This window comes from Pseudomonas sp. LRP2-20, assembly GCF_024349685.1.
Classification (GTDB): domain Bacteria; phylum Pseudomonadota; class Gammaproteobacteria; order Pseudomonadales; family Pseudomonadaceae; genus Aquipseudomonas.
Window position 1 is genome coordinate 794,067 of the sequence record NZ_AP025944.1, and the last position, 26,359, is coordinate 820,425.

At 62.8% G+C, this 26,359-nt stretch carries 24 protein-coding genes; 13 read left to right on the forward strand and 11 right to left on the reverse strand.

All coding sequences use genetic code 11. The features are described from left to right. Positions 1–272 precede the first annotated feature (272 nt). Together OCX61_RS03395 and OCX61_RS03400 are read left to right on the forward strand one after the other, a co-directional pair. Positions 273–1,202: a malate dehydrogenase gene (locus OCX61_RS03395; protein ID WP_261942603.1), complete on the forward strand. Its 930-nt coding sequence runs from the start codon at positions 273–275 to the stop codon at positions 1,200–1,202. A gap of 191 nt (positions 1,203–1,393) precedes the next feature. Further along, a complete protein-coding gene (locus tag OCX61_RS03400) occupies positions 1,394–1,771 on the forward strand; it encodes a hypothetical protein (RefSeq protein ID WP_315973279.1) in 378 nt (125 codons plus the stop codon). Between the two features lie 94 nt (positions 1,772–1,865). Here the strand turns inward: OCX61_RS03400 and OCX61_RS03405 are convergent, their stop codons facing one another. From OCX61_RS03405 to OCX61_RS03420, 4 genes are all read right to left on the reverse strand, one after another. Next, positions 1,866–2,816 (reverse strand): arsenic resistance protein, encoded by a 951-nt coding sequence (locus OCX61_RS03405; RefSeq protein WP_261942605.1) that lies wholly within the window; start codon positions 2,814–2,816, stop codon positions 1,866–1,868. A gap of 180 nt (positions 2,817–2,996) precedes the next feature. Then, positions 2,997–3,590 carry a hypothetical protein gene (locus OCX61_RS03410; RefSeq protein ID WP_261942606.1) on the reverse strand — a complete coding sequence of 198 codons (594 nt, stop codon included), beginning with the start codon at positions 3,588–3,590 and terminating at the stop codon, positions 2,997–2,999. Between the two features lie 146 nt (positions 3,591–3,736). Continuing rightward, positions 3,737–4,990, reverse strand: coding sequence for a serine hydroxymethyltransferase (gene glyA, locus OCX61_RS03415; protein WP_261942607.1), 1,254 nt, complete (start codon positions 4,988–4,990; stop codon positions 3,737–3,739). Positions 4,991–5,178: 188 nt separating this feature from the next. Beyond that, the gene (locus tag OCX61_RS03420; protein WP_261942608.1) at positions 5,179–9,009 is read right to left on the reverse strand and encodes a sensor domain-containing protein; all 3,831 of its coding nucleotides are present in this window, start codon (positions 9,007–9,009) and stop codon (positions 5,179–5,181) included. A gap of 260 nt (positions 9,010–9,269) precedes the next feature. Between OCX61_RS03420 and OCX61_RS03425 the strand changes: the two genes are divergently transcribed. From OCX61_RS03425 to gdhA, 3 genes are all read left to right on the forward strand, one after another. Further along, the gene (locus tag OCX61_RS03425) at positions 9,270–9,680 is read left to right on the forward strand and encodes a hypothetical protein (RefSeq protein WP_261942609.1); all 411 of its coding nucleotides are present in this window, start codon (positions 9,270–9,272) and stop codon (positions 9,678–9,680) included. Between the two features lie 348 nt (positions 9,681–10,028). Further along, a complete protein-coding gene (ettA, locus tag OCX61_RS03430) occupies positions 10,029–11,696 on the forward strand; it encodes an energy-dependent translational throttle protein EttA (protein ID WP_261942610.1) in 1,668 nt (555 codons plus the stop codon). 301 nt (positions 11,697–11,997) lie between these two features. Continuing rightward, positions 11,998–13,338, forward strand: coding sequence for an NADP-specific glutamate dehydrogenase (gdhA, locus tag OCX61_RS03435; protein ID WP_261942611.1), 1,341 nt, complete (start codon positions 11,998–12,000; stop codon positions 13,336–13,338). A 325-nt stretch (positions 13,339–13,663) separates the two neighbouring features. On the opposite strand, the gene OCX61_RS03440 is transcribed toward gdhA, so the two are convergent. From OCX61_RS03440 to OCX61_RS03455, 4 genes are all read right to left on the reverse strand, one after another. Beyond that, positions 13,664–14,161, reverse strand: a complete 498-nt coding sequence (locus tag OCX61_RS03440; protein ID WP_261942612.1) for a GreA/GreB family elongation factor — start codon at positions 14,159–14,161, stop codon at positions 13,664–13,666. 84 nt (positions 14,162–14,245) lie between these two features. Then, on the reverse strand, positions 14,246–14,602 hold the full coding sequence (locus tag OCX61_RS03445; RefSeq protein WP_261942613.1) for a hypothetical protein: 357 nt from the start codon (positions 14,600–14,602) through the stop codon (positions 14,246–14,248). Positions 14,603–14,742: 140 nt separating this feature from the next. Further along, positions 14,743–16,596, reverse strand: coding sequence for an Lnb N-terminal periplasmic domain-containing protein (locus tag OCX61_RS03450; protein ID WP_261942614.1), 1,854 nt, complete (start codon positions 16,594–16,596; stop codon positions 14,743–14,745). A 74-nt stretch (positions 16,597–16,670) separates the two neighbouring features. Next, the gene (locus tag OCX61_RS03455) at positions 16,671–17,159 is read right to left on the reverse strand and encodes a DUF3015 domain-containing protein (protein ID WP_054887210.1); all 489 of its coding nucleotides are present in this window, start codon (positions 17,157–17,159) and stop codon (positions 16,671–16,673) included. A 255-nt stretch (positions 17,160–17,414) separates the two neighbouring features. Between OCX61_RS03455 and OCX61_RS03460 the strand changes: the two genes are divergently transcribed. The 5 genes from OCX61_RS03460 to OCX61_RS03480 all read left to right on the forward strand — a co-directional run bounded on the left by OCX61_RS03460 (position 17,415) and on the right by OCX61_RS03480 (position 22,167). Next, the gene (locus OCX61_RS03460) at positions 17,415–19,853 is read left to right on the forward strand and encodes a Lon protease family protein (protein ID WP_261942615.1); all 2,439 of its coding nucleotides are present in this window, start codon (positions 17,415–17,417) and stop codon (positions 19,851–19,853) included. A 162-nt stretch (positions 19,854–20,015) separates the two neighbouring features. After that, entirely contained in the window at positions 20,016–20,354 is a 339-nt protein-coding gene (locus OCX61_RS03465; RefSeq protein WP_261942616.1) for a PA4575 family protein, read from the forward strand. Positions 20,355–20,461: 107 nt separating this feature from the next. Beyond that, entirely contained in the window at positions 20,462–20,950 is a 489-nt protein-coding gene (locus tag OCX61_RS03470) for a TIGR00645 family protein (protein WP_151924393.1), read from the forward strand. A gap of 208 nt (positions 20,951–21,158) precedes the next feature. Further along, on the forward strand, positions 21,159–21,464 hold the full coding sequence (locus OCX61_RS03475; protein WP_261942617.1) for a DUF6482 family protein: 306 nt from the start codon (positions 21,159–21,161) through the stop codon (positions 21,462–21,464). Positions 21,465–21,549: 85 nt separating this feature from the next. After that, complete coding sequence (locus OCX61_RS03480) at positions 21,550–22,167, forward strand: FKBP-type peptidyl-prolyl cis-trans isomerase (RefSeq protein ID WP_261942618.1); 618 nt, start codon at positions 21,550–21,552, stop codon at positions 22,165–22,167. A gap of 127 nt (positions 22,168–22,294) precedes the next feature. On the opposite strand, the gene OCX61_RS03485 is transcribed toward OCX61_RS03480, so the two are convergent. The 3 genes from OCX61_RS03485 to OCX61_RS03495 all read right to left on the reverse strand — a co-directional run bounded on the left by OCX61_RS03485 (position 22,295) and on the right by OCX61_RS03495 (position 24,076). Next, entirely contained in the window at positions 22,295–22,540 is a 246-nt protein-coding gene (locus tag OCX61_RS03485) for a PA4570 family protein (protein ID WP_261942619.1), read from the reverse strand. An 81-nt stretch (positions 22,541–22,621) separates the two neighbouring features. After that, a complete protein-coding gene (locus OCX61_RS03490; protein ID WP_023382397.1) occupies positions 22,622–22,963 on the reverse strand; it encodes a zinc ribbon domain-containing protein YjdM in 342 nt (113 codons plus the stop codon). 144 nt (positions 22,964–23,107) lie between these two features. Further along, positions 23,108–24,076, reverse strand: a complete 969-nt coding sequence (locus OCX61_RS03495; RefSeq protein ID WP_261942620.1) for a polyprenyl synthetase family protein — start codon at positions 24,074–24,076, stop codon at positions 23,108–23,110. A gap of 244 nt (positions 24,077–24,320) precedes the next feature. Here OCX61_RS03495 and rplU point away from each other — a divergent pair, with 244 nt between their 5' ends. The 3 genes from rplU (at position 24,321) to cgtA (ending at position 26,345) form a co-directional block, all read left to right on the forward strand. Then, complete coding sequence (gene rplU, locus OCX61_RS03500; RefSeq protein WP_003247466.1) at positions 24,321–24,635, forward strand: 50S ribosomal protein L21; 315 nt, start codon at positions 24,321–24,323, stop codon at positions 24,633–24,635. Positions 24,636–24,672: 37 nt separating this feature from the next. Then, positions 24,673–24,930, forward strand: a complete 258-nt coding sequence (gene rpmA, locus OCX61_RS03505; protein WP_003247464.1) for a 50S ribosomal protein L27 — start codon at positions 24,673–24,675, stop codon at positions 24,928–24,930. Between the two features lie 188 nt (positions 24,931–25,118). Beyond that, positions 25,119–26,345, forward strand: a complete 1,227-nt coding sequence (cgtA, locus tag OCX61_RS03510; RefSeq protein ID WP_261942621.1) for an Obg family GTPase CgtA — start codon at positions 25,119–25,121, stop codon at positions 26,343–26,345. Positions 26,346–26,359 lie beyond the last annotated feature (14 nt).

Here is a 26,359-nt window from a genome sequence, read left to right on the forward strand (position 1 = left end):
CGACTGGATGCGCAAACTTCGAACTTCGGAGGAATGGGGCTGGCGGATGGAGGTGTCGCGCCGGGCAAGCGCGTAGGGCTGGGCAGTGCGGTCATGGAGCGATTCACCTTGTTATTTGGTCATCTATATGAATCTTTACAAAGTATTTCCGCGATGGTGGGATGCTGTCAATAGCATGCGGTCGCATCACATGGTCTTTTCGCCTTGGCAGGCAATACTTCTTTCTATACGCAGGCGTGCTCCTGGTGGCGCGCGCCGCTGGGAGGTGTCAGGTGAACAAGCTATCAATCGTGGGTGCCGGGATCGTGGGCGAGGCGGCGGCGCAGATCATTGCCCGGGAAGAGTACTGCCGTGAGCTGATGTTGCTCGATGTGCAGGGTGAACTGGCCCAGGGCAAGGCGCTGGACATCTGGCAGGCAGCCGTCGAGTCAGGTTCCGATACCAAGGTGCTGGGTGGCGCCAAGGCCGAAATGCTGCAGGATTCGGAGCTGGTGGTGATTACCGCAGGCGTGCCGCGCAAGCCTGGCCAGTCGCGGCAAGACGTGCTGAGCATCAACCTGCCGATCCTCGACGGCATCATGCACGACATCAATCGTTATGCGCCGACAGCGACGGTGCTGGTGGTGTCGAACCCGGTCGATGTGCTGACCTATCGCGCCTGCTCGCTCAGCAAGCTGGGGCGCAGCAGGGTATTCGGCCAGGCCGGTGTGCTGGATACCGCTCGCATGAAGTGTTTCATTGCCGAGCAGACGGGGTTTTCTGCCCGGGACATCACGGCGCTGGTGCTGGGCGGGCATGGCGACAGCATGGTGCCGCTGATGCGTTACTGCCAGATCGGCTCGGTGCCGCTGTCGCACTTCCTGTCCAGTGAGCAGATTGAGCAGATTGTGGAGCGCACACGTAAAGGTGGCGGCGAGATTCTGGGCTTGAAGAAGGTCGGCAGTGCTTGCGATGCACCGGGTGTGGCCATTGCGCAGATGGTGGATGCGATCGCCAATGGGCGTAACCGCATTCTGCCGGCGGTTGCGATTCTTGAAGGGGAATACGGGCGCAACGATATCGCCATGGGTGTCCCTTGCGTGCTGGCGGGGGAGGGGATTGCCCGGGTAATCGAGTTGCCCCTGGATGCGCAGGAGCAGGCGATGTTTGATCACTCTGCAGACCAGGTGGCGCGGGATATTACGGAGATGAAGGCGTTGTGAGAGTTTGAATCGTCGTTGGTCATGCCTTACAACGGGTGTGCAGGCTCGGGCAGTATGGGGTTATTCACGTAACCTCTACGGCAGGGAACATTTACCATTTAACCTGTCACACCCGTTCATCGGGGTTCCCCCACCATTACCAAGGAAAGGTAAGCATGGCCTTTGACGCTTTCATCCAAATCGGTATCGGAGTGAGCGAAGTTGAGCCTGGAGTGGTTGCCTTTCTGATTCTCGCACCCATGTTGCTGGCCATGGTCGTACAGTGTTACATCGCACATAAATACACTGAGCGCTTCGAGTCGTTTCTTACGAACTGCACTTTCGTGACCGGCAATAAAAAGACGTTTGAACATGCGGGCCTCGTGGGCAAGGTCATGCGCACGGGGTTGATCTCCATGGTGCTGACCATGCCGAAGATATTCGTGCGTAGAAGGTTGATTGACCTTGATGAAGTCAGACGCTTCCCGCCGAGCATGAGACGCCTTCTGGTGAGTCTGTTGGTAATTCATATCCTGTTGGTCACCGCGCTGGTCATTTTCAATTACGCGCAGCCAGTGAACGGTCACTGAGCGAAAAATGAGCTTGAGATGGGCCTATTTGACGTTGAGGGCTGCATTGAGCCCTTTCGCGGCCTGCAAGGTATCGCGGTCATGTCGGGCGGGTTTATACGAGCCGTGGAATGAGCCTGATGTAAATCAGCTCACTCATCAGTTCCAGCAGCGTCTGAGTGATCACCGCCGCCGCGGCCAACCCCCGCAGGTCCTCCGGCAACGCCAACGCCAACGGCAACACCACCAGCGAGTTCCGTGTCGCGGCGCTGAAGGTCGCCGAGCGTGCCTCTGCCACCGGCAGGCGCAGCAACCGTGCGGAAACGAACCCGAGCAGCGGCGCCAGTAGCATGAAGCCGACATACACCGGAATCACCGGCAGCAACCGATCGAAATCCCGCAGCACCACGGCAATCTGCGAGGCGATCACTGCTATCAGCACCAGTGCCATCGCCGGCACTGGCATCCATGCCCAAGCATCGTTCCAGGCCGACACTGCGCGAGAGCGGCGGGCGCCAGCGCTGGTGAGCACGGCAAAGACCATCGGCAGCACGATCAGCAGCACGAAGGCTTCCACGAACGGGGCGATGCTGATGGTGACGCCGCTGCTGTCGCCAAGCATCAGTGCCAGGTACACCGGCAGCAGCACCAGCTGCACCAGCAACAGCACGGGCGTGGCGGCGAGGGTCAGGCGCGAGTCGCCTTTGCCGATGTGGGTGAACACCACCACGTAGTCGATGCACGGCGTAAGCAGCACCAGCAGGGCGCCGATGAGGATCGCCGGGTGGTCGGCCAGGCCCCGGGTGAGGGCCCATACCAGCAAGGGCACGAGGATGAAGTTGGCGAGCAGCAGCGCGGCCATGAAGCGGCGGTTGCCCAAGCCCTGGCGCAGGTCGAGGAACGGGATCTGCAGGAACATCGCGTACATCAGGATGGCGATGGCGGGGGTGACCAGGGTTTGCAGGTGTTGCGCAGTGTCGCTGGCCAGCAGGCCGAAGGCCAGGGCTGCGAGAACGGCAGCGAAGTAGATGGGGATCTGCTGGGTTTCGAGTTGCTCTCTGGTCAAAGCCGGGCCTGTGTTTGTTTGTGCTTTGGGTGGCACAGGTTAATACGTGACGGCCGGGGCTGCATGATCTGAATGAACCTGAAGAGGCCCAGGTTCACCCGCGTGTACCGCGTCGCCTGCTTCGCGGGTGAACCCGCTCCCTCAAGGATTGGGTCAGTACCGAGGAGGTGAGCAAACACATCAGTCAGGCTTGAGCCAATCGACACCGCGCTCCTGAATGATCAGGCTCAAGGTCCCTTGACGTGCTGCCGGGTAGCACGCCAGGAAGCCGCCGACCGGGTACAGGTTGTGGATCTCCACGGGGTGCCCCTGAGTATTGCTCAGCTGAACTTCTCGCCGGCCATCCTCAAGCTGAGTCAGGTCGAACGCCTCACCCGTCTGTGCATCAATCAGCGCCCACAGGCTTGGGTCTGTTGCCTTGATCGGCTGGACGTTCACCAGGCCATCGCCGGTGGTGAACACCCCTTGGCCCGAATGGGGGCCGCTGCGCAGATAGATGCGGTAACCCACCTCGGTATGGCGAAAGTACAGCAGCAACGCCGGGGGTTGGGCGGCCAGCTCGAATGTGATCAAGCCGATCTCCTGGCCGTGACGCCAGTCTGATTCGTTGCCATTCAACATGCCGAGGGTCGTGGCGCCCTCCACGGCATATCCCGGCGCCTGGTGAGGGCTCACCAGCGATACGGGGCCGGTGGTCATGTCGCCCAGCACATTGACCGGCGCTTCAGCAACTTGAAAGGTGGCGGTGAAGGACAGTGCTACGTGGTCAGCCATGGCTGGCCTCCTGCTCGTTTTCAGCGGAGGTGTCAGGTTAGGCGGCCTGGTCCGCTCAGCCCATCCGGAAGCGGTTCCGCTGCCGGGCGGCAGGCATTAAAAAGCCCGGCACAAGGCCGGGCTTTTTCACATCAGGCGTTCGCCAATCAGTTGCCGTAGACCGGCAGCTTCTTGCAGATGGCCTTGACCTTCTCACGTACGGCTTCGATCACCGCTTCGTTGTTCAGGTCAGCCAGGATGTCGCAGATCCAGCCGGCCAGTTCGCGGCACTCGGTTTCCTTGAAGCCACGGGTGGTGACGGCTGGGGTGCCGAAACGCAGGCCCGAGGTGACGAACGGGGAACGTGGGTCGTTCGGTACCGAGTTCTTGTTGACGGTGATGAAGGCTTTGCCAAGGGCAGCGTCAGCATCTTTACCGGAGATTTCCTGCTTGATCAGCGACAGCAGGAACAGGTGGTTCTGGGTGCCGCCGGAAACGACGTCGAAACCACGCTCGATGAACACTTCGGCCATGGCCTGGGCGTTCTTCACGACCTGCTGCTGGTAAGCCTTGAACTCAGGCTGCAGCGCTTCCTTGAAGCAGATGGCCTTGGCGGCGATGACGTGCTCCAGCGGGCCGCCCTGGGCGCCCGGGAAGACGGCGGAGTTCAGCTTCTTCTCGATCTCTTCGTTCTTGCGAGCGAGGATCAGGCCGCCACGCGGGCCGCGCAGGGTCTTGTGGGTGGTGGTGGTGACCACGTCGGCGAACGGCACCGGGTTCGGGTACACGCCAGCGGCAACCAGGCCGGCAACGTGGGCCATGTCGACGAACAGGTAGGCACCGACCTTGTCGGCGATGGCGCGGAAGCGGGCGAAGTCCAGGACCTGCGAGTAGGCCGAGAAGCCGGCAACGATCATCTTCGGCTTGTGCTCGACGGCCAGGCGCTCGACTTCGTCGTAGTCGATCAGGCCGTTGCCGTCGATGCCGTACTGGATGGCGTTGTACAGCTTGCCCGACGAGCTTACCGAAGCACCGTGGGTCAGGTGACCACCGTGGGCCAGGCTCATGCCCAGGATGGTGTCACCGGCCGACAGCAGGGCCAGGTAGACCGCGGCGTTGGCTTGCGAGCCAGCGTGCGGCTGGACGTTGGCGTAGTCGGCGCCGAACAGCTCTTTGGCGCGGTCGATGGCCAGTTGCTCGACCACGTCGACGTACTCGCAGCCGCCGTAGTAGCGCTTGCCTGGGTAGCCTTCGGCGTACTTGTTGGTCAGGACCGAGCCCTGGGCTTCCATGACTGCCGGGCTGGTGTAGTTTTCCGAAGCGATCAGCTCGATATGCTCTTCCTGGCGCAGGGCTTCTTGCTGCATGGCTTCGAAGAGCTCGGCGTCGTACTTGGCAATGGTCAAATCACGGCTGAACATGGCGGTCCTCAAGGATCGGGGTAATTTGGGGGGGCATTCTAACCGATTGATCCGCGCCTGGCATATGAACTGGCATCAAGTCGCGGACCAATGGGCTTCATGTTGCATCCCGCGCCGTGTCTGGGCTGGAGTTGACTCGAAGGTCCATTTTCCCAGCCCGAATTTCAGCTCCCACAGGGAGGGCTTCATCACTGGAACATGAACAGGGTCTGGTTGGCGAACTGCGCCTCGAACTGGTTGGCCGGCATCGGCCGCCCGAACAGGTAGCCCTGAACCTCGTCGCAGCCATGCTCGCGCAGGAACTCCAGCTGTTCGTGGGTTTCCACGCCTTCGGCGATCACCGCCAGGTTGAGGCTGTGGGCCATGGCGATGATCGCCCGGGCGATCTGCGCGTCCTGCTCGCCCTCGGGCAGGCCGTCGACGAAGGTGCGGTCGATCTTCAGCACGTCGATCGGGAACTGCTTGAGGTAGTTCAACGACGAGTAACCGGTGCCGAAGTCGTCGACCGCGATGCTCAGGCCGAGATTCTTCAGGCTGGCGAGAATCTGCAGCGCCTCGTTGACCTCGCGCATCAGGATGCTCTCGGTCAGCTCCAGCTCCAGGCACGCCGGCGGCAGGCCGGTTTCCTCGAGGATGGTGGCGATCCGCGTGCCCAATTGGCCGTCGGAGAACTGCCGCGCCGAGATGTTCACCGACACCTTCGGCACGCGCACCTTGTTCTTGTGCCAGACCTTGAGCTGGCGGCTGGCCTCGCGCAGCACCCAGTCGCCGACATCCACCACCAGGCCCAGCTCTTCGATGACCGGGATGAAGTCCCCCGGCGGCACCAGGCCACGGGTCGGGTGGCGCCAGCGCAGCAGCGCTTCGGCACCGGTCAGCCGCTTGCCGTCACCGCTGAACTGCGGCTGGTAGTAGAGGATGAATTCGTTCTGTTCCAGCGCGTGGCGCAGGTCGCTTTCCAGTTCCAGGCGCTCCAATGCGCTGGCGTTCATTTCGGTCTGGTAGAACTGGAAGTTATTCTTGCCGCGCTCCTTGGCGTGATACATGGCGGTGTCGGCGTTCTTCATCAGCTGGCTCAGCTCGTTGCCGTCCTGCGGGCTGAGGGCGATGCCGATACTGGCCGTGACGAAGAACTCGCGGCCTTCCAGCACGAACGGCCGCACCAGGCCGCCAAGAATGTTCTCGGCCACGTGGATGGCGCGGTTCAGGGCCATTTCACGGGTGGCGCGCGGCTGCAGCAGCAAGGTGAATTCGTCACCGCCCATGCGCGCCACGGTGTCGTCGTCATCGACGCAGGCCAGCAGGCGCAGGGCCATGTCCTTGAGCATGCGGTCGCCTGCGGCGTGGCCGAGGGAGTCGTTGATCGGCTTGAAGCGGTCGAGGTCGAGGAACATCAGCACCACCCACGACTTCTGCCGCTCGGCCTGCTGCAGGGCGGTGTGCAGGCGGTCCTGGAACAGCGTGCGGTTGGGCAGGTGGGTCAGGGCGTCGTAGTAGGCCAGGCGGTGGATGCGCTGTTCGCTGGCCTTGCGCTCGCTGATGTCGGTGAAGAAGCACACATAGCTGGCCAGGTCGCCTTCGTCGTCGAGTACCGCGGTAATGCCGACCCAGGCCGGGTAATGGTCGCCGTCGCGGCGCTTGAGCCACACTTCGCCTTCCCAGCTGCCGCGCTGGTGCAGTTGCTTGAGCACGTAGCGCAGGTGGCTCTGCTGCTGGTCCTCGACCACCAGCATGGCCGGCAGCTGGTCGAGCACGTCGCTGACCGCGTAGCCACTGACCCGGCTGAACGCTTCGTTGGCCTGCACGATGTAGCCGGCCGGGTCGGTGATGAGAATCGCCGACGTGGAGTGTTCGAATACCGTCGCCGCCATGCGCAGGTCTTTTTCCGCACGGCGTTGCTGGCTGATGTCGCGGCCCACGCCGAGCACGCCCTCGAAGCGTTGCTGGTCGTCCCACACCAGTACCAGGCGCAGTTCGATGGGGATCTTGCGGCCATCGGCGCGCAGGCAGTCGAACAGGAACAGTTGCGTCGGCAGCTGGCTGCGCAGTTGGGCCAGTTGCTCGTTATCGCCCATGGCCTTGCTGACCCGGTCCATCAGGCTGTAGATGCCGGTGAGTTGCGAAGGGTTGGCGATGATCGATTGCCAGCCGTTGTCGAAGATCCACTCGGCCTGGTAGCCCAGCACAGCGTGTACCGAAGGGCTGAGGTAGTTGAGTTGCAGGCGGCTGTCGGTGGAGAAGATCACATCGCTGATGCTTTCGGCGAGCATGCGGTAGCGCTGCTCGCTGTCGCGCAGCGACTGGCTGGCCGCGATCTGCACGGTGACATCCTTGCCCACGCCGATGATGCGTGTGACCTGGCCATCCTCGTCGCGGGTCAGCACCTGCTCGCGGATTTCGTAGCAGCGCCAGCCGCCGTCGCGGTGGCGGAAGCGCAGTTGAGTGTGCAGCGACTGGCTGTGTGCGCTGTTGCGCTGTTGCTGGCGCAAAGCCTGATAGTTCGCCGCGTCTTCGGGGTGCAGCAGCAATTCCCAGAAGCGGTCGCCCATCTGTGCAAGCTCGGTGCGGTCGTAGCCGAGCGTATGGCCGAGGTGGCGGTTGCTGAAGATCATGCGCTGGCTGACCACGTCCTGTACGTACAGCTGGTCGGGCACGGTGCGGACCACGTCGGACCAGAAGCTTTCGCGCTCCAGCAACGACAGCTCCACCTGCTTGCGGCTGGTGATGTCGCTGATGCTGAGGATCACGGCCTGGTAGTCACGCCGCTGCTGTGGCAGGCGCGCCATCAGCCACAGGTGCAACTCGCCGCCCAGCGGCGCGGGCAGGCGCACTTCCAGTTCCAGCGACGGGCGCTGTTCGATCAGGGCGTCGATCAGTTGCATGCCGACGCTGTCGCGGCCATCGCCGCTGCCATCGATCAGCCGTTGCCAGGCGCCTTCGTGGCACTCGACGTTGAGCAGCTGGCGCGCCACCTGGTTGATCTCGGTGATCTTCAGCTCCAGCAGCAGCGAGCGGCGCAGGTTGGGGTCCAGCGCCAGGCTCTGCTTGAGCCCGGCCAGGTTGCGCAGGTGATAGCGGTCGAGCTGGCCGGGCAGGCTCGACAGGTCGAGCACGCACAAGGCCACGCCCGTGCCTTCGAAGATTTCCTGGTAGCGCCGGCGGTCTTCCTGCAGGGCGCGCTGGCGGCGGCGCATGTTGACCAGCGCCAGCACTGGCAGCAGGGCGCAGAACAGCGCCAGCAGGCACTTGCCGACCAGTGCCGGCAGCAGCTTCTGCTGGGCCAGGCCGGCGTCGAACAGGCCACGCAACTGCCAGGCGCTATTGTCGATGAAGGCGAGCATCACGCTTTGCAGCGGTTCGCCGCTGGTCTGTACCGGGGCGTGGCGTTCCAGTACCTCACCGCTGCGGCTGTTTTCCAGCAGCCAGAGCGGGTGGCCCGGGCCGTCCAGGTGCACGGTGAGCACCTGGTAGTAGTCAGGTGACAGGCGCAGCAGCCAGTAGCCGCGATCCTGTTCGGCCGTCTGGCGCAACAGCAGGTAGATGGTGCGGTTGTCCGCCGCGTTGGCGAAGAAGTAGTTGCGGCCCTGGTTCAGCCCGACCAGTTCGTCAATCAGTTGGCGGTCGGGGCTACCGGCCAGGGTGTCGCTGCGCAGTTGCCCGGCAGGGTCCAGCCAGGCCAGGTCGCGCAGGGCGGGCAGGCGTTCGCGCAGGGTCGCCAGCAGGCTCGGCAGGGCAGCGGGCGTCGGTGCTTTGACGTAGGGCTGGACCACGTTGAGGGCCTGTTGGGCCTTGAGCGCCATGTTCAGGCTCAGGTGGTCGGCGAGTTCGGCACTGGCGTCCAGGTTTTGCTGGCGCTGGTCGGCCTGGGTGTGGCGGAACTGCGAGAACAGCTGCCACAGCAGCAAACCCAGCAGGATCAAGGCCAGCAGGGCCAGCGCGCCTTTGACCGAACCACGCAGCGAAGCGACTGGGGCCGGCGAAGCGGGGCGCAGCAGAGTCGGATGATTGAGATTGGTCAAGCGTTGGTCCTGCGATTGGCCTGGCGATGGCAGGGTGGAAACATGCACGGTATATGCCGGGATCTGCACAGGCCTGGACCGCGGCCGCGCACTATAAAGCCGGACATCCGAACGGGCTAGCATGCCTGTGATTATGGCAATGTGCCAGTCCGATTGTCCGGCGCCAGCGGTCGTGGTGATGCCGGCCTGTTCGGCAAGACCCTGCATCCTGTGCGAGAATGCCGGCCGCTTCAATGACAACGCATCGGAGATGTTCGGTTTTGGTTACTCACTTTTCCACCAATGGCCTCGATTCCGCCTGTGGGCGCAGCAGTCAGACCCTTGTCAGCACTGCCGTGACCGCGGACGTATCCTGCAAATCGTGCCAGCGTTCGCTGGTCAAACCCGACGCGGCTGCGGCGTCGAAAAACAAGACGCCATCGCTTGCTGAACTGCGCAAGACCGCCAAGGCGGCAGTACCGGCGGTAGAAGCAGTGCCGGCAGCCGTTGCCGCCAAGCCTGCCGGCAAGGTCGTGAGCGCGCCTGCCGCAGCCAAGCCTGCCAAGGTAGCCGAGCAACCGGCCCGCAGTGCTGGCTTCAGCGTCAAGGCCGATTATGCCGCGCGCCTGGCCGAGCAGAGCGACCGTTGCCGCCTGCCACGGGGCAAGGCTGGCAAACAGCGTCACGTCTGAGCCCTCTCGGCGGCTGTGCCGGCCCTTTCGCGGGCAAGCCCGCTCCCACAGGAAACTCCACAGCCTTGAAGGTGGTGCTATTCCTGTGGCTCCCACAGGAAACTCCACAGCCCTGAATGTGGTGCTATCCCTGTGGGAGCGGGCTTGCCCGCGAAGAGGCCGGAACAGGCAACAAATGCCTCCCAGGTTCACAACGATCCCGCCCCCGCCATCCGACCACCCTGTGCAACGCCGCGCGTTGGCGTAGAATGGTCGACTTTGTTCAATACACCCCGTAAACACATCCCCCTGGCCATACCGCCGGGGCGATCGTCGATGTCTTTACCTATCTGATTAGAGGGCTTGGTTTTGGCTCAATACGTCTACACCATGCATCGGCTGAGCAAGGTCGTGCCGCCGAAGCGGGAAATTCTCAAGAATATTTCCCTGTCGTTCTTCCCTGGCGCCAAGATCGGCGTGCTCGGCCTGAACGGCGCCGGTAAATCGACCCTGCTGCGGATCATGGCGGGCGTCGACAAGGAATTCGACGGCGAAGCCCGTCCGATGCCCGACATCAACGTGGGTTACCTGCCGCAGGAACCGCAACTGGACCCGAACAAGACCGTACGTGAAGTGGTCGAGGAAGCGGTCAGCGTGATCAAGGACGCCCAGGCTCGCCTGGACGAGGTCTACGCGGCATACGCCGAGCCGGATGCCGACTTCGACAAGCTGGCCGCCGAACAGGCCAAGCTCGAAGCCATCCTGCAGGCCGCCGATGGCCACAATCTGGAACGCCAGCTGGACGTCGCCGCCGACGCCCTGCGCCTGCCGGCCTGGGATGCGCGCATCGAACACCTCTCCGGTGGTGAAAAGCGCCGTGTGGCCCTGTGCCGCCTGCTGCTGTCGGCCCCCGACATGCTGCTGCTCGACGAACCGACCAACCACCTGGACGCCGATTCGGTCGCCTGGCTGGAGCGCTTCCTGCACGACTTCCCGGGCACCGTGGTAGCGATCACCCACGACCGTTACTTCCTCGACAACGTCGCTGGCTGGATCCTCGAACTGGACCGCGGCGCAGGCATCCCGTACGAAGGCAACTACTCGGGCTGGCTGGAAGCCAAGTCGGAGCGCCTGGCGCAGGAATCCAAGCAGCAGAGCGCCCATGAGAAGGCCATGAAAGAGGAACTGGAATGGGTGCGCAAAGGCGCCAAGGCCCGCCAGTCCAAGTCCAAGGCCCGTCTGCAGCGTTTCGAAGAAATGCAGTCGCAGGAGTTCCAGAAGCGCAGCGAAACCAACGAGATCTACATCCCGGCCGGTCCGCGCCTGGGCGACAAGGTCATCGAGTTCAAGAATGTCACCAAGGGCTATGGCGACCGCGTGCTGATCGACAACCTGTCGTTCGCCATGCCCAAGGGTGCCATCGTCGGCGTGATCGGTGGTAACGGTGCCGGTAAGTCGACCCTGTTCCGCATGCTGATGGGCAAGGAACAACCGGACTCGGGCAGCATCGAGATCGGCGAAACCGTGCAGCTGGCCTGCGTGGACCAGAGCCGTGAAGACCTCGACGGTTCCAAGACCGTGTTCCAGCAGATCTCCGACGGTTCCGACCAGATCCGCATCGGTAACTACGAGATCCCGTCGCGTACCTACGTCGGCCGCTTCAACTTCAAGGGTGGCGACCAGCAGAAGTTCGTCAAGGACCTGTCCGGTGGTGAGCGTGGCCGCCTGCACCTGGCCCTGACCCTGAAGGAGGGCGGTAACGTCCTGCTGCTCGACGAACCGTCCAACGACCTCGACGTCGAAACCCTGCGTTCCCTGGAAGAAGCCCTGCTGGACTTCCCGGGCGCCGCCATCGTGATTTCCCACGACCGTTGGTTCCTGGACCGTGTGGCCACTCACATCCTGGCGTACGAAGACGACTCCAACGTGGTGTTCTTCGAAGGCAACTACACCGAGTACGAAGCCGACCGCAAGAAGCGCCTGGGCGACGCAGCTGCCCAGCCGCACCGTGTACGGCACAAGAAGCTGGCCCAGTAAGCCGGTCTTCTGATGCACAGCAATGGGGCCCTATGTGGCCCCATTTTTGTGCCTGGCAGGAAAGGGTTGTTGGCTTGATTCGCGGGCCAGCCCGCTCCAACAGCGCCAGGTTTTGCAGGGGGCCTGTGGGGGCGGGTTACCCGCGAAGAGGTCAACACAGAAGGATGATTTTGTATACACTTATATAAAACGCACCAAATAATTTCATAAAAACGACATTTCGCCCTATTCCGGTGCGATTGCTTCTTGGTACATTTCAGAAAAAACCAATAAGTCCAATCCTCTTGGTGAGATGTCTACCATGATCGAATCTGTCGACAATTTCCTTGCACGCCTGCAGCAACGCGACCCGGGCCAACCGGAATTCCACCAGGCTGTGGAAGAAGTGCTGCGTACCCTGTGGCCGTTCCTCGAAGCCAACCCTCATTACCTGCAGTCCGGCATCCTCGAGCGCATGGTCGAGCCTGAGCGCGCCGTGCTGTTCCGCGTGTCGTGGGTCGATGACCAGGGCAAGGTTCAGGTCAACCGCGGCTACCGCATCCAGATGAGCAGCGCCATCGGCCCCTACAAGGGCGGCCTGCGCTTCCACCCGTCGGTGAACCTGAGCGTGCTCAAGTTCCTGGCCTTCGAACAGGTATTCAAGAACTCCCTCACCTCGCTGCCCATGGGCGGTGGCAAAGGCGGCTCGGACTTCGACCCGAAAGGCAAGAGCGATGCCGAAGTCATGCGCTTCTGCCAGGCCTTCATGAGCGAGCTGTATCGCCACATCGGTGCTGACTGCGACGTGCCGGCCGGTGACATTGGCGTCGGCGCCCGCGAGATCGGCTTCATGTTCGGCCAGTACAAGCGCCTGGCCAACCAGTTCACCTCGGTGCTCACCGGCAAGGGCATGACCTATGGCGGCAGCTTGATCCGCCCTGAAGCCACCGGCTACGGCTGTGTGTACTTCGCTGAGGAAATGCTCAAGCGCCAGAACCTGCGCATCGATGGCCGCCGGGTGGCGATTTCCGGTTCCGGCAACGTTGCCCAGTACGCTGCGCGCAAGGTCATGGACCTGGGTGGCAAGGTGATTTCGCTGTCCGACTCCGAAGGCACCCTGTACGCCGAAGCCGGCCTGACCGATGCCCAGTGGGACGCGCTGATGGAGCTGAAGAACGTCAAGCGTGGCCGCATCAGCGAGCTGGCTGGCCAGTTCGGCCTGGAATTCCGCAAGGGCCAGACGCCGTGGAGCCTGCCGTGCGACATCGCCCTGCCGTGCGCCACGCAGAACGAGCTGGACATCGAAGACGCCCGCACCCTGCTGCGCAACGGCTGCATCTGCGTGGCCGAAGGCGCCAACATGCCGACTACCCTGGCGGCGGTTGACCTGTTCATCGAGGCCGGCATCCTGTACGCCCCGGGCAAGGCGTCCAACGCCGGTGGCGTGGCCGTGTCGGGCCTGGAGATGTCGCAGAACGCCATGCGCCTGCTGTGGACCGCTGGTGAAGTGGACAGCAAGCTGCACAACATCATGCAGTCGATTCACCATGCCTGCGTGCACTACGGTGAAGAGGCGGATGGCAAGGTCAACTACGTGAAGGGTGCAAACATTGCCGGCTTCGTGAAAGTCGCCGATGCCATGCTGGCGCAAGGCGTAGTCTGATCTGAGGGCCTGGGGCTGCTTTGCAGCCCATCGCCGGCAAGCGCGGCTCCCACAGTGTCATCACAGGGTTCAAGGGCAGCTTTCACAAGCTCGCACAGGGCTCAAGGGCAGCTTTCACAAGCTCGCACAGGGCTCAAGGGCAGCTTTCACAAGCTCACACAAGGGCTCAAGGGCAGCTTTCACAAGCTCACACAGGGCTCAAGGGCAGCTTTCACAAGCTCACACAGGGTTCAAGGGCAGCTTTCACAAGCTCACACAGGGCTCAAGGGCAGTGTGATGCACCTGTGGGAGCCGCGCTTGCCGGCGATGGGCCGCGCAGCGGCCCCTAGGCCCCACTGTCAATCTCGACCACCTCGATCATCTGATCCCCTGCCGGTCGCCGCCACAGCACTTCATCCCCAGGCCCGGCCCCAAGCAAGGCCCGCCCCAGCGGCGAGCCCCAGTTGATCATGCCGCGCCCGGCATCCGCCTCGTCCTCGCCCACCAGCTGCACCACATGCTCCTGGTCCTGCTCATCGACGAACCGTACCCGGCTACCAATCTGCACCTTGCTGCGCGATGTCGCCGCCGGCACCACCTGGGCACTCTGCACCCGCGCGCTGAAATAGCGCAGGTCCCGCTCGGTATCAGCCAGGCGCTGCTTGTCGCCGCGCTCGCCTTGGGCCTGCAACTCGCTGCGCAAGGCATTCAGCTCGCTCACGCGCTGTTGCAGCTGGAGCAGGCCGCTGGCGGTCACGTAATTGGGCTGGTCGCTGACGCGCCGCTCCACCGGCTGATCGGCTTGGGCGGCAGCCTGGTCTTCGTTGACGAATGCTCGGCTCATGGGATGGCCTCCTTGTGCTGGAGACCAGCATGACAGGCCGGTGGTTTCAGTGGATGTCCATTTGCGACGCGGGCACTTGAACAATCAGTTGCGGCGATAGGCACGGGCGGCGCCCTGGTCCTTCTCCTGTTGCCACTCGCGATCACGCTCGTCCCAGAACCGCTCGTGGTACTGGCGCTGCTCCTCACTGTTCTGCATCGCGTGGCACTGGCGGAATCCATCGTCCCAGCCGGTCTCGTACTGGCGATCGTGCAGGTAACGCGGTACGTCCTTGTGGAAGTTGCCCACCATCAGTCCGGCCGCCTGGCGGCCGCTGCTGCAACCATCCTGGTAGCCGTCGGCGTAGGCGGGGGGATAACCGTGGTTGACCATCTGATCGTGGGTGGTTTCGCAACCCGCCAGCAACAACGCAACGCACAAGCCGAACCAGTACCGCGACATGACCACCTGGACCCTTGGGGAGATACCAGAAAGTCTAGGTGGCGATTTGTCGGGGAGCTGTCAAAACAGTGTCAAAGAGTCGGTTGGTTCACAGTGCTGTGGTTGATGCCGACTTGCCCGCGAAAGGCCGCAAAGCGGCCTCAATAGTGATACCACTTCACTTCCAGCATCACTTCGTTCTGCGCCGTCGCCAGGTGGCTGAATTCCCGCGAGGCACTCAACCTCACCCCCAGGTTCTGGCTGATCTCCCACTGCTGGTTCAGGCTCACACTGCGCCGCACCTCGCCATTGGTGAAGTAATCGCCCTTGGCCTCCAGCGTCATGTTGCCCAACCCGTTGCGCCACAGCAGCCCGCCATTGAACCCTGTCGCGGGGGCGATGAACTGGGCGAAGTCGTTGTGGTGCTCGACCCGCACCGTGCCCAGGGCGAAGCCCAGCAAGCCATCGGCCAGTTGCCAGGTGCCACCGGCTCCGCCATTCACATGGCTTACCAGCACCTCGTCGTCATGTTTGCCCGGTACCCGCTCCAGGCCACCTGCCACCTGCCAGGACCACGGCTTGAGCAGCTCGTTGCGCGGTGTCAGCGAGCGGATGGTGGCCAGGTCCAGGCGTTGCACCTGCCAGTCGTTGCCTTCGTACTGGCGTACCTTGAGCTGCAAAATCTCGATCTGCGCCCCCAGCGGGAAGCCATAGGCATTGTCGTTGAGGTCGTGGTAGGCCATGCGCAGGCCGTACTCGGCGTAGGCGCGGTCCTCTCGGGTGCCGACGCCCAGTTGCCAGGTCCGCGAGTCATGGCCGTCCTCGGGCAGGCCGGGGCGTTCGATCTGCAAGGGCGGCGGCGGGTTGCTGTTGATCGCCCGCAACAGCTCGAAGCTGCGCTTGGCCTGCCCAGGGTCGCGCTCCTGGCCATTGGCCCGGTAGCGCTCCAGGCGGTAGGCGGCATCCTGCACCAGCGCCTGGCGCTCGCGGGGCAGGGCCTTGAATTCGGGGCTTTGCAATTGCGCGGTATCGGCACTGACGGCCAGCACCTGGCGCTTCTCGTCATGGTCCAGCGGCTCGGCGCGGGCCAGCAGCTCGCGTTCGCGTGACGGGCGGTAGGTTTCGCTGGCGACCAGGCCCGACTGCTTCACCGCCTTCACCGTGTCGGTGGGAATGGCCGTGAGCGGGAACTGCGAGGTCAGGTCCAGGCTTGGCCGGGCCACCTGCAGCAACTCCAGCAGGCGGTAGGAGCAATTTTCGTCGAAGAAGAAGTAATCGAACTGGATCTGCTTCAGTTCCCAGACGTGCTCGACCATGCGCCCGGTTTCTTCCGGTGTCAGGTCCAGCTGGTACTCCCACAGGTCGCGGTTCTCCAGGCTGCGATATTCGGAGAGCTTTTCCTGGTAGGGCATCAGCGCGAACAGGCCCGGATAGCCGCCCATCAGGCCCTTCCAGGCATACAGGATGCTGTTGTCGCTGCCTTCGATATAGGCGCCGAAGTTGATCGCGTAGCTCAGCAGTGTGGTGTCGTCGCTACGGGTGTTGGACTGGTCGATGCGCAGCAGGGTATGGCCGAACATCGACGATGGGCTGTTCAGGTAGGCTGCCGGGAAGATCAGCGCCGCGCTGTGCGGGTCGATCGACTGGTACCAGGTCTTGAACTCCTGGCAGTCCGGTTGCGGCAGGCCTTGCAGGTCGAGCTGTTCACGCAGCCAGCGGGTGCGCGCGGGGAATACGCACTGGGCGTGCTTGTCACCCAGGCTGGCGGGGGCGTACAGCGCTGCGACCGTGGCCTTGAGCTCCTGGTCAGGGTGGTGTGCGCCGTCCTCGGCGAGGAAGAAGGCGTCATCGTCCACATAGCTGCGCCAGCCGCCGAGCTTGGCGGTTTCATAGTGGCCCAGGGCAATCCAGTAAGGGGTGTTGGCCAGTTGCTGGATACGGCCTTGGTCCAGCACGGGCATGGCATGAGCGGGGGCGCAGGCAAACAGCGCCAGGGCAGCGAAGCGTTTGAGCATATCGGGCAACTACTTCTTGACGATGCCGAAAAAGGCGAAACCCGCCCCGGAGGCCGGGGCGGGAGCAGCTGCACTCAGGCCTCGGTGGCGTATTTGGCCAGGCGTGGGTCGTTCTTCAGAACGGCCAGCGTGTTGCTGTGGACAGTTTCGGCAGTCACGTCGGCGCTGCTGAAGATCTGGTTGAAGTGCTGGTGGGTGACCGAGGCGAAGTAGCCGCGATCTTCCGGTGCGACGCCCAGGACCACGGCATAGGTGGTCAGGGCTTCGCCCTGGCCCATGGCCATGTCTTCGGACAGCTCGTTCATCATGCCATTCATGGCGAACCAGGATTTGCCGCCATAGGTCAGCGAAGCCTTGGTGGAGCAGCCGTTGGTACCGGAGGTCATGCCGAAGGTGGCGTTGCCGGAGGTGCCGTTGGTGGTGGAGGCCAGGAAGTGGGCCGGCGTGCCACGCTGGCCTTCGAACAGCATGTTGCCCCAGCCGCAGTTCGGGCCGCCCGGCGCTTCGGCAAGCGCGTTGAGCGAGACCACGGTGAACAGAGTACCCAGAAGAATCCGTTTCATAGCATTGTTCTCTATTTTGTCTTAACCAAGGGTCAGGGTTGTCTGGCAACGCCGTTGCCAGGTCGGGAAAGCTTTTCACCCACCCGCGCAGCTTGGAGTTTAGGCATGATCTAAAGGTTGCGTTGTTGATTGCGAAAAATTTGCTTGCCCATTACAGCGTCGCAGCTGCGACATAAAGTCCCGTGGAGCCTTGCAAGGCGCGCGCGGGCAGCGCCAGAATGCTGCGTATCTGCCCCGCCGAAGTAAGGAAACCCAATGCCCGATCCTGTCGCTGCGCGCCTGCGTCTCGCGCCTGAAGCCCTGACCCGGCGTTTCTCCCCCGAGCAGTTTGCCTTTACCAATACCGACGATCTGGAGCCGTTTCGCGGAGTCCTGGGCCAGGAGCGTGCTGTCGAGGCCCTGCAGTTCGGCGTGGCCATGCCGCGCCCCGGTTACAACGTGTATGTGATGGGCGAGCCTGGCACCGGCCGCTTCTCGTTCGTCAAGCGCTACCTCAAGGCCGAGGGCAAGCGCCAGCAGACCCCGGCCGACTGGCTCTACGTCAACCATTTCGACGACACCCGTGAGCCACGCGCTCTGGAGCTGCCATCCGGCAGCGCGGCCGAGTTCATCAGCGACATGAGCGGGTTGATCGACAACCTGCTGGCGACCTTCCCTGCGGTGTTCGAGCACCCGTCGTACCAGCAGAAGAAGGGCGCCATCGACCGTGCCTTCAACCAGCGTTATGACCGTGCGCTGGATGTGATCGAGCGCGCCTCGCTGGAAAAGGACGTGGCCTTGTACCGCGATGCCAGCAACGTCGCCTTCACCCCGATGGCCGATGGCAAGGCGCTGGATGAAGCCGAATTCGCCCAGCTGCCCGAAGAGGTCCGCGAGCAGTTCCACGAGGACATCGCCCTGCTCGAGGAGCGCCTCAATGAGGAACTGGCCAGCCTGCCGCAATGGAAGCGCGAATCGAACAACCAGCTGCGCCAGCTCAATGAAGAGACCATCACCCTGGCCCTGCAGCCGTTGCTGGCGCCGCTGTCGGAGAAGTACGCCGAGAACGCGGCCGTTTGTGCCTACCTGCAGTCCGTGCAGCTGAACCTGCTGCGTACCGTGGTCGAGCAATTGGTCGACGACAGCAAGACCGACGCTGCTGCCCGCAAGCTGCTCGAAGAGCAGTACGCGCCGAGCCTGGTGGTCGGCCACCACGCGGACGGTGGCGCGCCGGTGGTGTTCGAGCCGCACCCGACCTACGACAACCTGTTCGGGCGCATTGAATACAGCACCGACCAGGGTGCGCTGTACACTTCTTACCGGCAGTTGCGCCCGGGCGCCTTGCACCGCGCCAACGGCGGCTTCCTGATTCTCGAAGCCGAGAAGATGCTGGGTGAACCGTTCGTCTGGGACGCCCTCAAGCGTGCCCTGCAGTCGCGCAAGCTGAAGATGGAATCGCCACTGGGCGAGCTGGGTCGTGTCGCCACGGTCAGCCTGACGCCGCAGATGATCCCGCTGAACATCAAGCTGGTGATCATCGGTTCGCGCCAGCTGTACTACGCGCTGCAGGACCACGACCCGGACTTCCAGGAGATGTTCCGCGTGCTGGTCGACTTCGACGAAGACATGCCGATGGTCGACGAGAACCTCGAGCAGTTCGCCCAGCTGCTGCGCACCCGCACCAACGAGGAAGGCATGGCCCCGCTGACCAGCGATGCGGTGGCGCGCCTGGCCACCTACAGCGCACGCCTGGCGGAAAACCAGTCGCGCCTGTCGGCACGCATCGGCGACCTGTTCCAGCTGGTCAGCGAGGCGGATTTCATCCGCCAGTTGGCCAATGACGAGATGACCGATGCCGGGCACATCGAACGTGCGCTCAAGGCCAAGGCCACCCGCACCGGGCGGGTCTCGCAGCGGGTGCTCGACGACATGCTCGCCGGCATCATCCTGATCGATACCGAGGGCGCGGCCATCGGCAAGTGCAACGGCCTGACCGTGCTGGAGGTCGGCGACTCGGCATTCGGCATGCCGGCGCGCATTTCCGCCACCGTCTACCCGGGCGGCAGCGGCATTGTCGACATCGAGCGTGAGGTCAACCTCGGCCAGCCGATCCACTCCAAGGGGGTGATGATCCTCACCGGGTACCTGGGCAGCCGCTATGCCCAGGAATTCCCCCTGGCGATTTCGGCGAGCATCGCGCTGGAGCAGTCCTACGGCTATGTCGATGGCGACAGCGCTTCGCTGGGCGAAGCGTGCACGCTGATCTCGGCCTTGTCGCGCACGCCGCTCAAGCAGTGCTTCGCCATCACCGGCTCGATCAACCAGTTCGGTGAAGTGCAGGCGGTGGGTGGGGTCAACGAGAAGATCGAAGGCTTCTTCCGCCTCTGCGAGGCACGTGGCCTGACCGGCGAGCAGGGGGTGATCATCCCGCGCGCCAACGTCGCCACGCTGATGCTCGACGAGCGCGTGCTGCAGGCGGTGGAGAACGGCATGTTCCACGTCTACGCCGTGAGCCAGGCTGACGAGGCGCTGAGCCTGCTGGTGGGCCAGGATGCCGGGGAGCTCAACGACGAAGGCGTGTTTACCGAAGGCAGCGTCAATGCCCGCGTGGTCGAGCGTTTGCGCGAGATTGCCGAGATGATCAGCGAGGAAGAAATCGAGAAAGCGGAAAAGGAACGGGTGGAAGAGGTGATTGCCCAGGCGAAACCGGCCTGAGTCAATAAAACGGCGCTGGCGGCCATGTGCTACCGTTCAGCGCCGGTTTTCCATCTTTCTGTGCTGTTCTTCTATGCTGGAACTTAAGGACGGTATCAGGGTTCAGGATGGAGACAGCCTGGCTTGCAGGCTGAACAGGGCTCATTGGAGGGGGACGCGGCCATGCGCAACCTCAGCCTTACTCGCCAGTGCCTGGGCCTGGTGACTCGCATTGAATGCAGCATCCGTCCACTGGCCGGCGACAATGGTATGTGGACCTTGCTGTTCGCCGCCGGCATGGCCGGTGAACAACCCTCGGCGATCAAGGCCCAGGGGCCGTTCCATGGGCCGATGGTGGCCGAATCCGTGCTCAATGCGATCGTCGACAGCCTGACCTTGCACGGGTATCAGGTAGCCCACGATCCACAGATCTGGTGCCTGCATCTGCAGGCTCAACTGCGACGGATCAACGGCGAACGCTGCCGGAACCTGGGGGATTATCAGTTCCACCCTGAAACCTGAGCACACATACCCAGCGGTGCGGCATCTGGCCGCAGGCTTTTGCTGTCACAGGTGGCTGGCTATACTCGCGGCCGATTTTCCAGTCACCTGACGAGTCCCAACCCCTCATGGAACGTTTTCTCGAAAACGCGATGTATGCCTCGCGCTGGCTGCTCGCTCCCATCTATTTCGGTCTGTCCCTCGGCCTGCTGGCCCTGGCGCTGAAGTTCTTCCAGGAAGTTGTCCACGTCCTGCCCAACGTCTTCGCCCTCAGCGAAGCCGACCTGATCCTGGTCATCCTGTCGCTGATCGACATGTCGCTGGTGGGCGGCCTGCTGGTGATGGTGATGATTTCCGGCTACGAGAACTTCGTGTCGCAACTGGACATCGACGAGAGCAAAGAAAAGCTCAACTGGCTGGGCAAGATGGACTCTTCGTCGCTGAAGATGAAGGTCGCCGCGTCGATCGTGGCGATTTCGTCCATCCACCTGCTGCGGGTGTTCATGGATGCGCAGAACATCTCCACCGACTACCTGATGTGGTACGTGATCATCCACATGACCTTCGTGGTTTCGGCCTTCTGCATGGGCTACCTGGACAAGCTGACCAAGCACTGAGTTATGCCAGGGCCTTTTCGCGGGTAAACCCGCTCCCACAGTTACTGCGCCGGGTCCCAAGCCATGTGCCGTCCCGGTGGGAGCGGGCTTGCCCGCGAAGCGGCAATCACCGGGCAACTGACGAGTGGTGGCAGTAATGCCTTGTGCAATCACTCGATCCGTACAAAAAATGAGCACTCATGCGTGGTTCCCAAAGCGAGGTGCTCTCATGAACCTGCATCAGCTCAACTCCGAGGCCAGGGCCGGCCATGTCGACGAACTGAACCTGATCGCCATCGAAGGCGGCGACTACCTGATCGAGGCCCGGGTCAAAGGCCATCCCCACCCCTTGTCCGATACCCGTGGTGAGCGCTTGCGCGTGCACTCGGTGGAGGAGGCGCGCAAGTTGCTGCATACCATCCCGATGGTGTCGATGAACCTCGTGCACTGGTCGGTGCAGGACGAAATGTGCGGCATGGGCACACACCCGGAAGAAGACCTGAAGGTGCCGATTTCCCAGCGTTCGGCCTGGTAGCTGCTCGCGGCGCCCCAGTGTGCTAGGCTGCTCGCCCTTTTCATCAAGGGCGCGGCTGCACTGCGCCCTGCAGTGGAGCACGACAATGTCCGAACTCAACCTGTCCACCGACGAAACCCGCGTCAGCTACGGCATCGGCCGTCAGCTGGGCGGCCAGCTGCGCGACAACCCGCCACCAGGCGTGAGCCTGGAAGCCATCCTGGCCGGCCTGACCGACGCCTTCAACGGCGCCGACAGCCGCGTCAGCGAAGCCGACCTGTCGGCCAGCTTCAAGGTCATCCGTGACGTGATGCAGGCCGAAGCTGCAGCCAAGGCTGAAGCCGCCGCTGCCGCTGGCAAGGAATTCCTGGCCGAGAACGCCAAGCGTGACGGCATCACCACCCTGGCTTCGGGCCTGCAGTTCGAAGTGCTGACCGCAGGTGAAGGCGCCAAGCCGACCCGCGAAAGCAATGTGCGCACCCACTACCACGGCACCCTGATCGACGGCACCGTGTTCGACAGCTCCTACGACCGTGGCCAGCCGGCTGAATTCCCGGTTGGTGGCGTGATCGCTGGCTGGACCGAAGCCCTGCAGCTGATGAACGCCGGCAGCAAATGGCGCCTGTACGTGCCGAGCGAGCTGGCCTACGGCGCCCAAGGCGTTGGTAGCATCCCGCCGCACAGCGTACTGGTGTTCGACGTCGAGCTGCTCGACGTTCTGTAATACCGCTGGGGCCGCTTTGCGGCCCATTCGCGGGTAAACCCGCTCCCACAGGTACTGCACAGAATTCAAAACCTGTGCGGTCCCTGTGGGAGCGGGTTCACCCGCGAAGAGGCCGGCCCTGCCAGCCTCAATTCCAGTCTGTTGCCCCTGGGCGCAAGGCCCGTGCATAGCAGAACAGAAACAGGTTGCGCACCAACTCCTTGAGCACCACCGGCTCACTCGAATTCAGCCCGCACAGATCCAGGTCTCCCTGGTCGCGCAGTTCGTCCAGTGCTTCTTCTTCGAGCACGGCGCACACTTCACCGGTTTCCCGATGAAGGATGCGCAGGTAAGGGTGGGGGCGGTCCAGCCAGGCGTCGATCAGATAAGTCATGGCTATTCTCCTTGGATAGCGGTTCCAATGAGAATAATTCTTATTATCAGAATAGCAAGCGCCAATTGGCGGATTTTGTAATCAGACCTTGCGCACGAATTCCGACTTCAGCTTCATGGCGCCAATGCCGTCGATCTTGCAGTCGATATCGTGGTCGCCGTCGCACAGGCGGATGTTCTTGACCTTGGTGCCGACCTTGACCACCAGGGACGAGCCCTTGACCTTGAGGTCCTTGATCACGGTAACGGTGTCGCCGTCCTGCAGGACGTTGCCCACCGAATCCTTCTTCACCACGTCATCGCTGGCCGCTTCGGCTTCGCCGCTGGCCGACCACTCGTGGGCGCACTCGGGGCAGATCAGCTGAGTGCCATCCTCGTAGGTGTATTCGGAGTTGCATTTGGGGCAGGGTGGCAGAGTGCTCACTTCGATTCCTTAAACAGACAGACGGTTAAAGGCCCATATTGTAAAAGGTCTTACGGGGGAAGTGTTTTTGTCCGGACAAATGCAAGGCGGGCCAGCACGCTCCTCTGGGAGCGGGCTGGCCCGCGAAGAAGGCGACTCGGTCTGTCAGTGAGTACGCGCGACCGCGAACTCGCTCAGCTCGACCAGTGCATCCCGGCACTCGCTGGCGGGCAGCACTTCCAGGCAGGCGATGGCGCGCTTGACGTAGTCACGGGCCAGCTCGGCGGTGTACTTCAATGCACCCGAAGCCTCGACGGCCTCGCGAATCTGCTCCAGATCTTCCAGGCCACCCTTCTGGATCGCCTTGCGCACCAGTGCAGCCTGTTCCGGCGTGCCTTCGCGCATGGTGTAGATCAGCGGCAGGGTAGGTTTGCCTTCGGCCAGGTCGTCGCCGACGTTCTTGCCCAGGGCTTCGGCATCGCCTTCGTAGTCGAGCAGGTCGTCGACCAGCTGGAAGGCCACGCCCAGGTGGTCACCGAAGGTACGCAGGGCTTCGCGCTGTTCTTCGCTGGCTTCGGCCAGCGCCGCGGCGCTGTGGGTCGAGGCTTCGAACAGCATCGCGGTCTTGCCGCGGATGACGTCCATGTAGACCTCTTCGGTGGTGCTGGCATCGCGCACCCGCGACAGCTGCAGCACTTCACCCTCGGCGATCACCCGGGTGGCCTTGGACAGGATCTGCATGACCGGCATCGAGCCCAGTTCGACCATCATCTCGAACGAGCGCGAATAGAGGAAGTCACCCACCAGTACGCTCGGCGCGTTGCCCCACAGGGCATTGGCGGTGGAGCGGCCACGGCGCATGCCGGACATGTCGACCACGTCGTCGTGCAGCAGGGTGGCGGTGTGCAGGAACTCGATGGTCGCGGCCAGCAGGCGCAGGTCGGCGCCCTCGCGGCCCAGGGCCTTGCCGCACAGCAGGACCAGCAGCGGGCGCAGGCGCTTGCCACCGGCGGAGGTGATATAGTCGCCGATCTTCGATACCAGCGGCACGCGCGAGGTCAGCTGCTTCTTGATGATCTCGTCGACGGCGCTGAAATCTTCAGCTACCGCGCGGTAGAAGGTTTGGGGTTGCATCGGCTGCTCCAGTGAGGTTGCGCGGCATGCTAGGTCGCGGGTCCCGGTGTGTCAAGGCGCGCTGCCCGCTGGCCGGGGGCGGGACTTGCAAGCAAAACCGCGGTTGCGTACAATCGCGCACCCTAACTTCCTGGGCAGCACCTGCCTTACGCAATTGCACAGGGCCGTTCCAGCCCCATGCAGCCATGCCAGCCAATACTCATCATATAAAGCGCTGGGTGAGCAGGATTATCGGAGAAATACCATGTCTTACGCAGTAATCGTTACCGGCGGCAAGCAGTACAAAGTCGCTGAAGGTGAATTCCTCAAGATCGAAAAACTGGAAGTCGCCACTGGCGAATCCGTGACCTTCGATCGCGTTCTGCTGGTTGCCAACGGTGAAGAAGTCACCATCGGCGCACCAGTCGTCGCCGGCGCTAAAGTGGTTGCCGAAGTCGTTTCGCAAGGCCGTCACGACAAGGTTCGCATCATCAAGTTCCGTCGTCGTAAGCACCACATGAAGCGTATGGGCCACCGCCAGTGGTTCACCGAGATCAAAATCACCGGTATCCAGGCTTAATCGCCCGGTTCCCCTGAATTTATTTGGAGATTGAACCATGGCTCACAAGAAGGCTGGTGGTAGTACTCGTAACGGTCGCGACTCAGAATCGAAACGCCTTGGCGTGAAGATGTATGGCGGCCAGGTTATCAAGCCAGGCAACATCATCGTCCGTCAGCGCGGCACCGAATTCCACGCTGGCTACGGCGTTGGCATGGGCAAGGATCACACCTTGTTCGCCAAGATCGAAGGCGTGATCAAGTTCGAGAAGAAAGGCGAGTTCATGCGCCGTTACGTGAGCATCGTCGCCGCTTAATCGCGACGTCGCTCCAGAAGCCCCGTCATGCGACGGGGCTTTTTCGTTTGTGGTGAGCCTCTTGCAAAGCTGTTTGTTTGGGCTGCCGGCGTGGGTTTCTACGGTCGTACGGGGCCGCCGCGCTCATTTTTGCAAGAGCCTCAGGTTTTTCAGTATTCGACTCGCCCACAGGCGAGAGGCGGTTTTCAATGAAGTTTGTTGACGAAGTATCCATTCGGGTCAAGGCCGGTGACGGCGGTAACGGTTGCATGAGCTTCCGCCGCGAGAAGTTCATCGAGAACGGCGGCCCTAACGGTGGCGACGGTGGTGACGGTGGCTCGGTGTACATGGTCGCCGACGAAAACCTCAACACCCTGGTCGACTATCGCTACACCCGTCACCACGAAGCACAGCGCGGCTCCAACGGCGGCAGCACCGACTGCACCGGCAAGAAGGGCGATGACCTGTTCCTGCGCGTGCCGGTCGGCACCACCGTGATCGACGCCTCGACCCAGGAAGTGATCGGTGACCTGGTGACCCCAGGCCAGAAGCTGATGGTCGCCCAGGGCGGCTGGCACGGCCTGGGCAACACCCGCTTCAAGTCCAGCACCAACCGTGCGCCGCGCCAGACCACGCCGGGTAAACCGGGTGAACAGCGCGACCTGAAGATGGAGCTGAAGGTGTTGGCCGATGTCGGTCTGCTCGGCCTGCCGAACGCGGGCAAGAGCACCTTCATCCGTTCGGTTTCGGCCGCCAAGCCAAAAGTTGCCGACTACCCGTTCACCACCCTGGTGCCAAACCTGGGCGTGGTCAGTGTCGACCGCTGGAAGAGCTTCGTCATCGCCGACATCCCCGGCCTGATCGAAGGTGCCTCCGACGGTGCCGGCCTGGGTATCCGCTTCCTCAAGCACCTGGCACGCACCCGCGTGCTGCTGCACCTGGTCGACCTGGCGCCGCTGGACGGCAGCAGCCCGGCCGATGCCGCGGAAGTCATCATCAACGAGCTGACCCGCTTCAGCCCGTCGCTGACCGACCGTGAGCGCTGGCTGGTGCTGAACAAGTCGGACATGCTGATGGAAGACGAGCGCGAAGAGCGGGTCAAGGAAGTGGTCGAGCGCCTGCAGTGGGAAGGCCCGGTCTACGTGATCTCGGCCATCTCCAAGCAGGGCACCGAGCAGCTCAGCCACGATCTGATGCGCTACATCGAAGACCGCGCCGACCGCCTGGCCAACGACCCGGCCTACGCCGAGGAACTGGCCGAGCTGGACCAGCGCATCGAAGACGAAGCCCGCGCACAGCTGCAGGCTCTGGACGATGCTCGCACCCTGCGTCGCACTGGCGTCAAGAGCGTGCACGACATCGGCGACGACGATGCCTGGGACGATGATTTCGAGGACGACGAAGACGGCCCGGAAATCATTTACGTGCGCGACTGATCGGTTGCAGTACA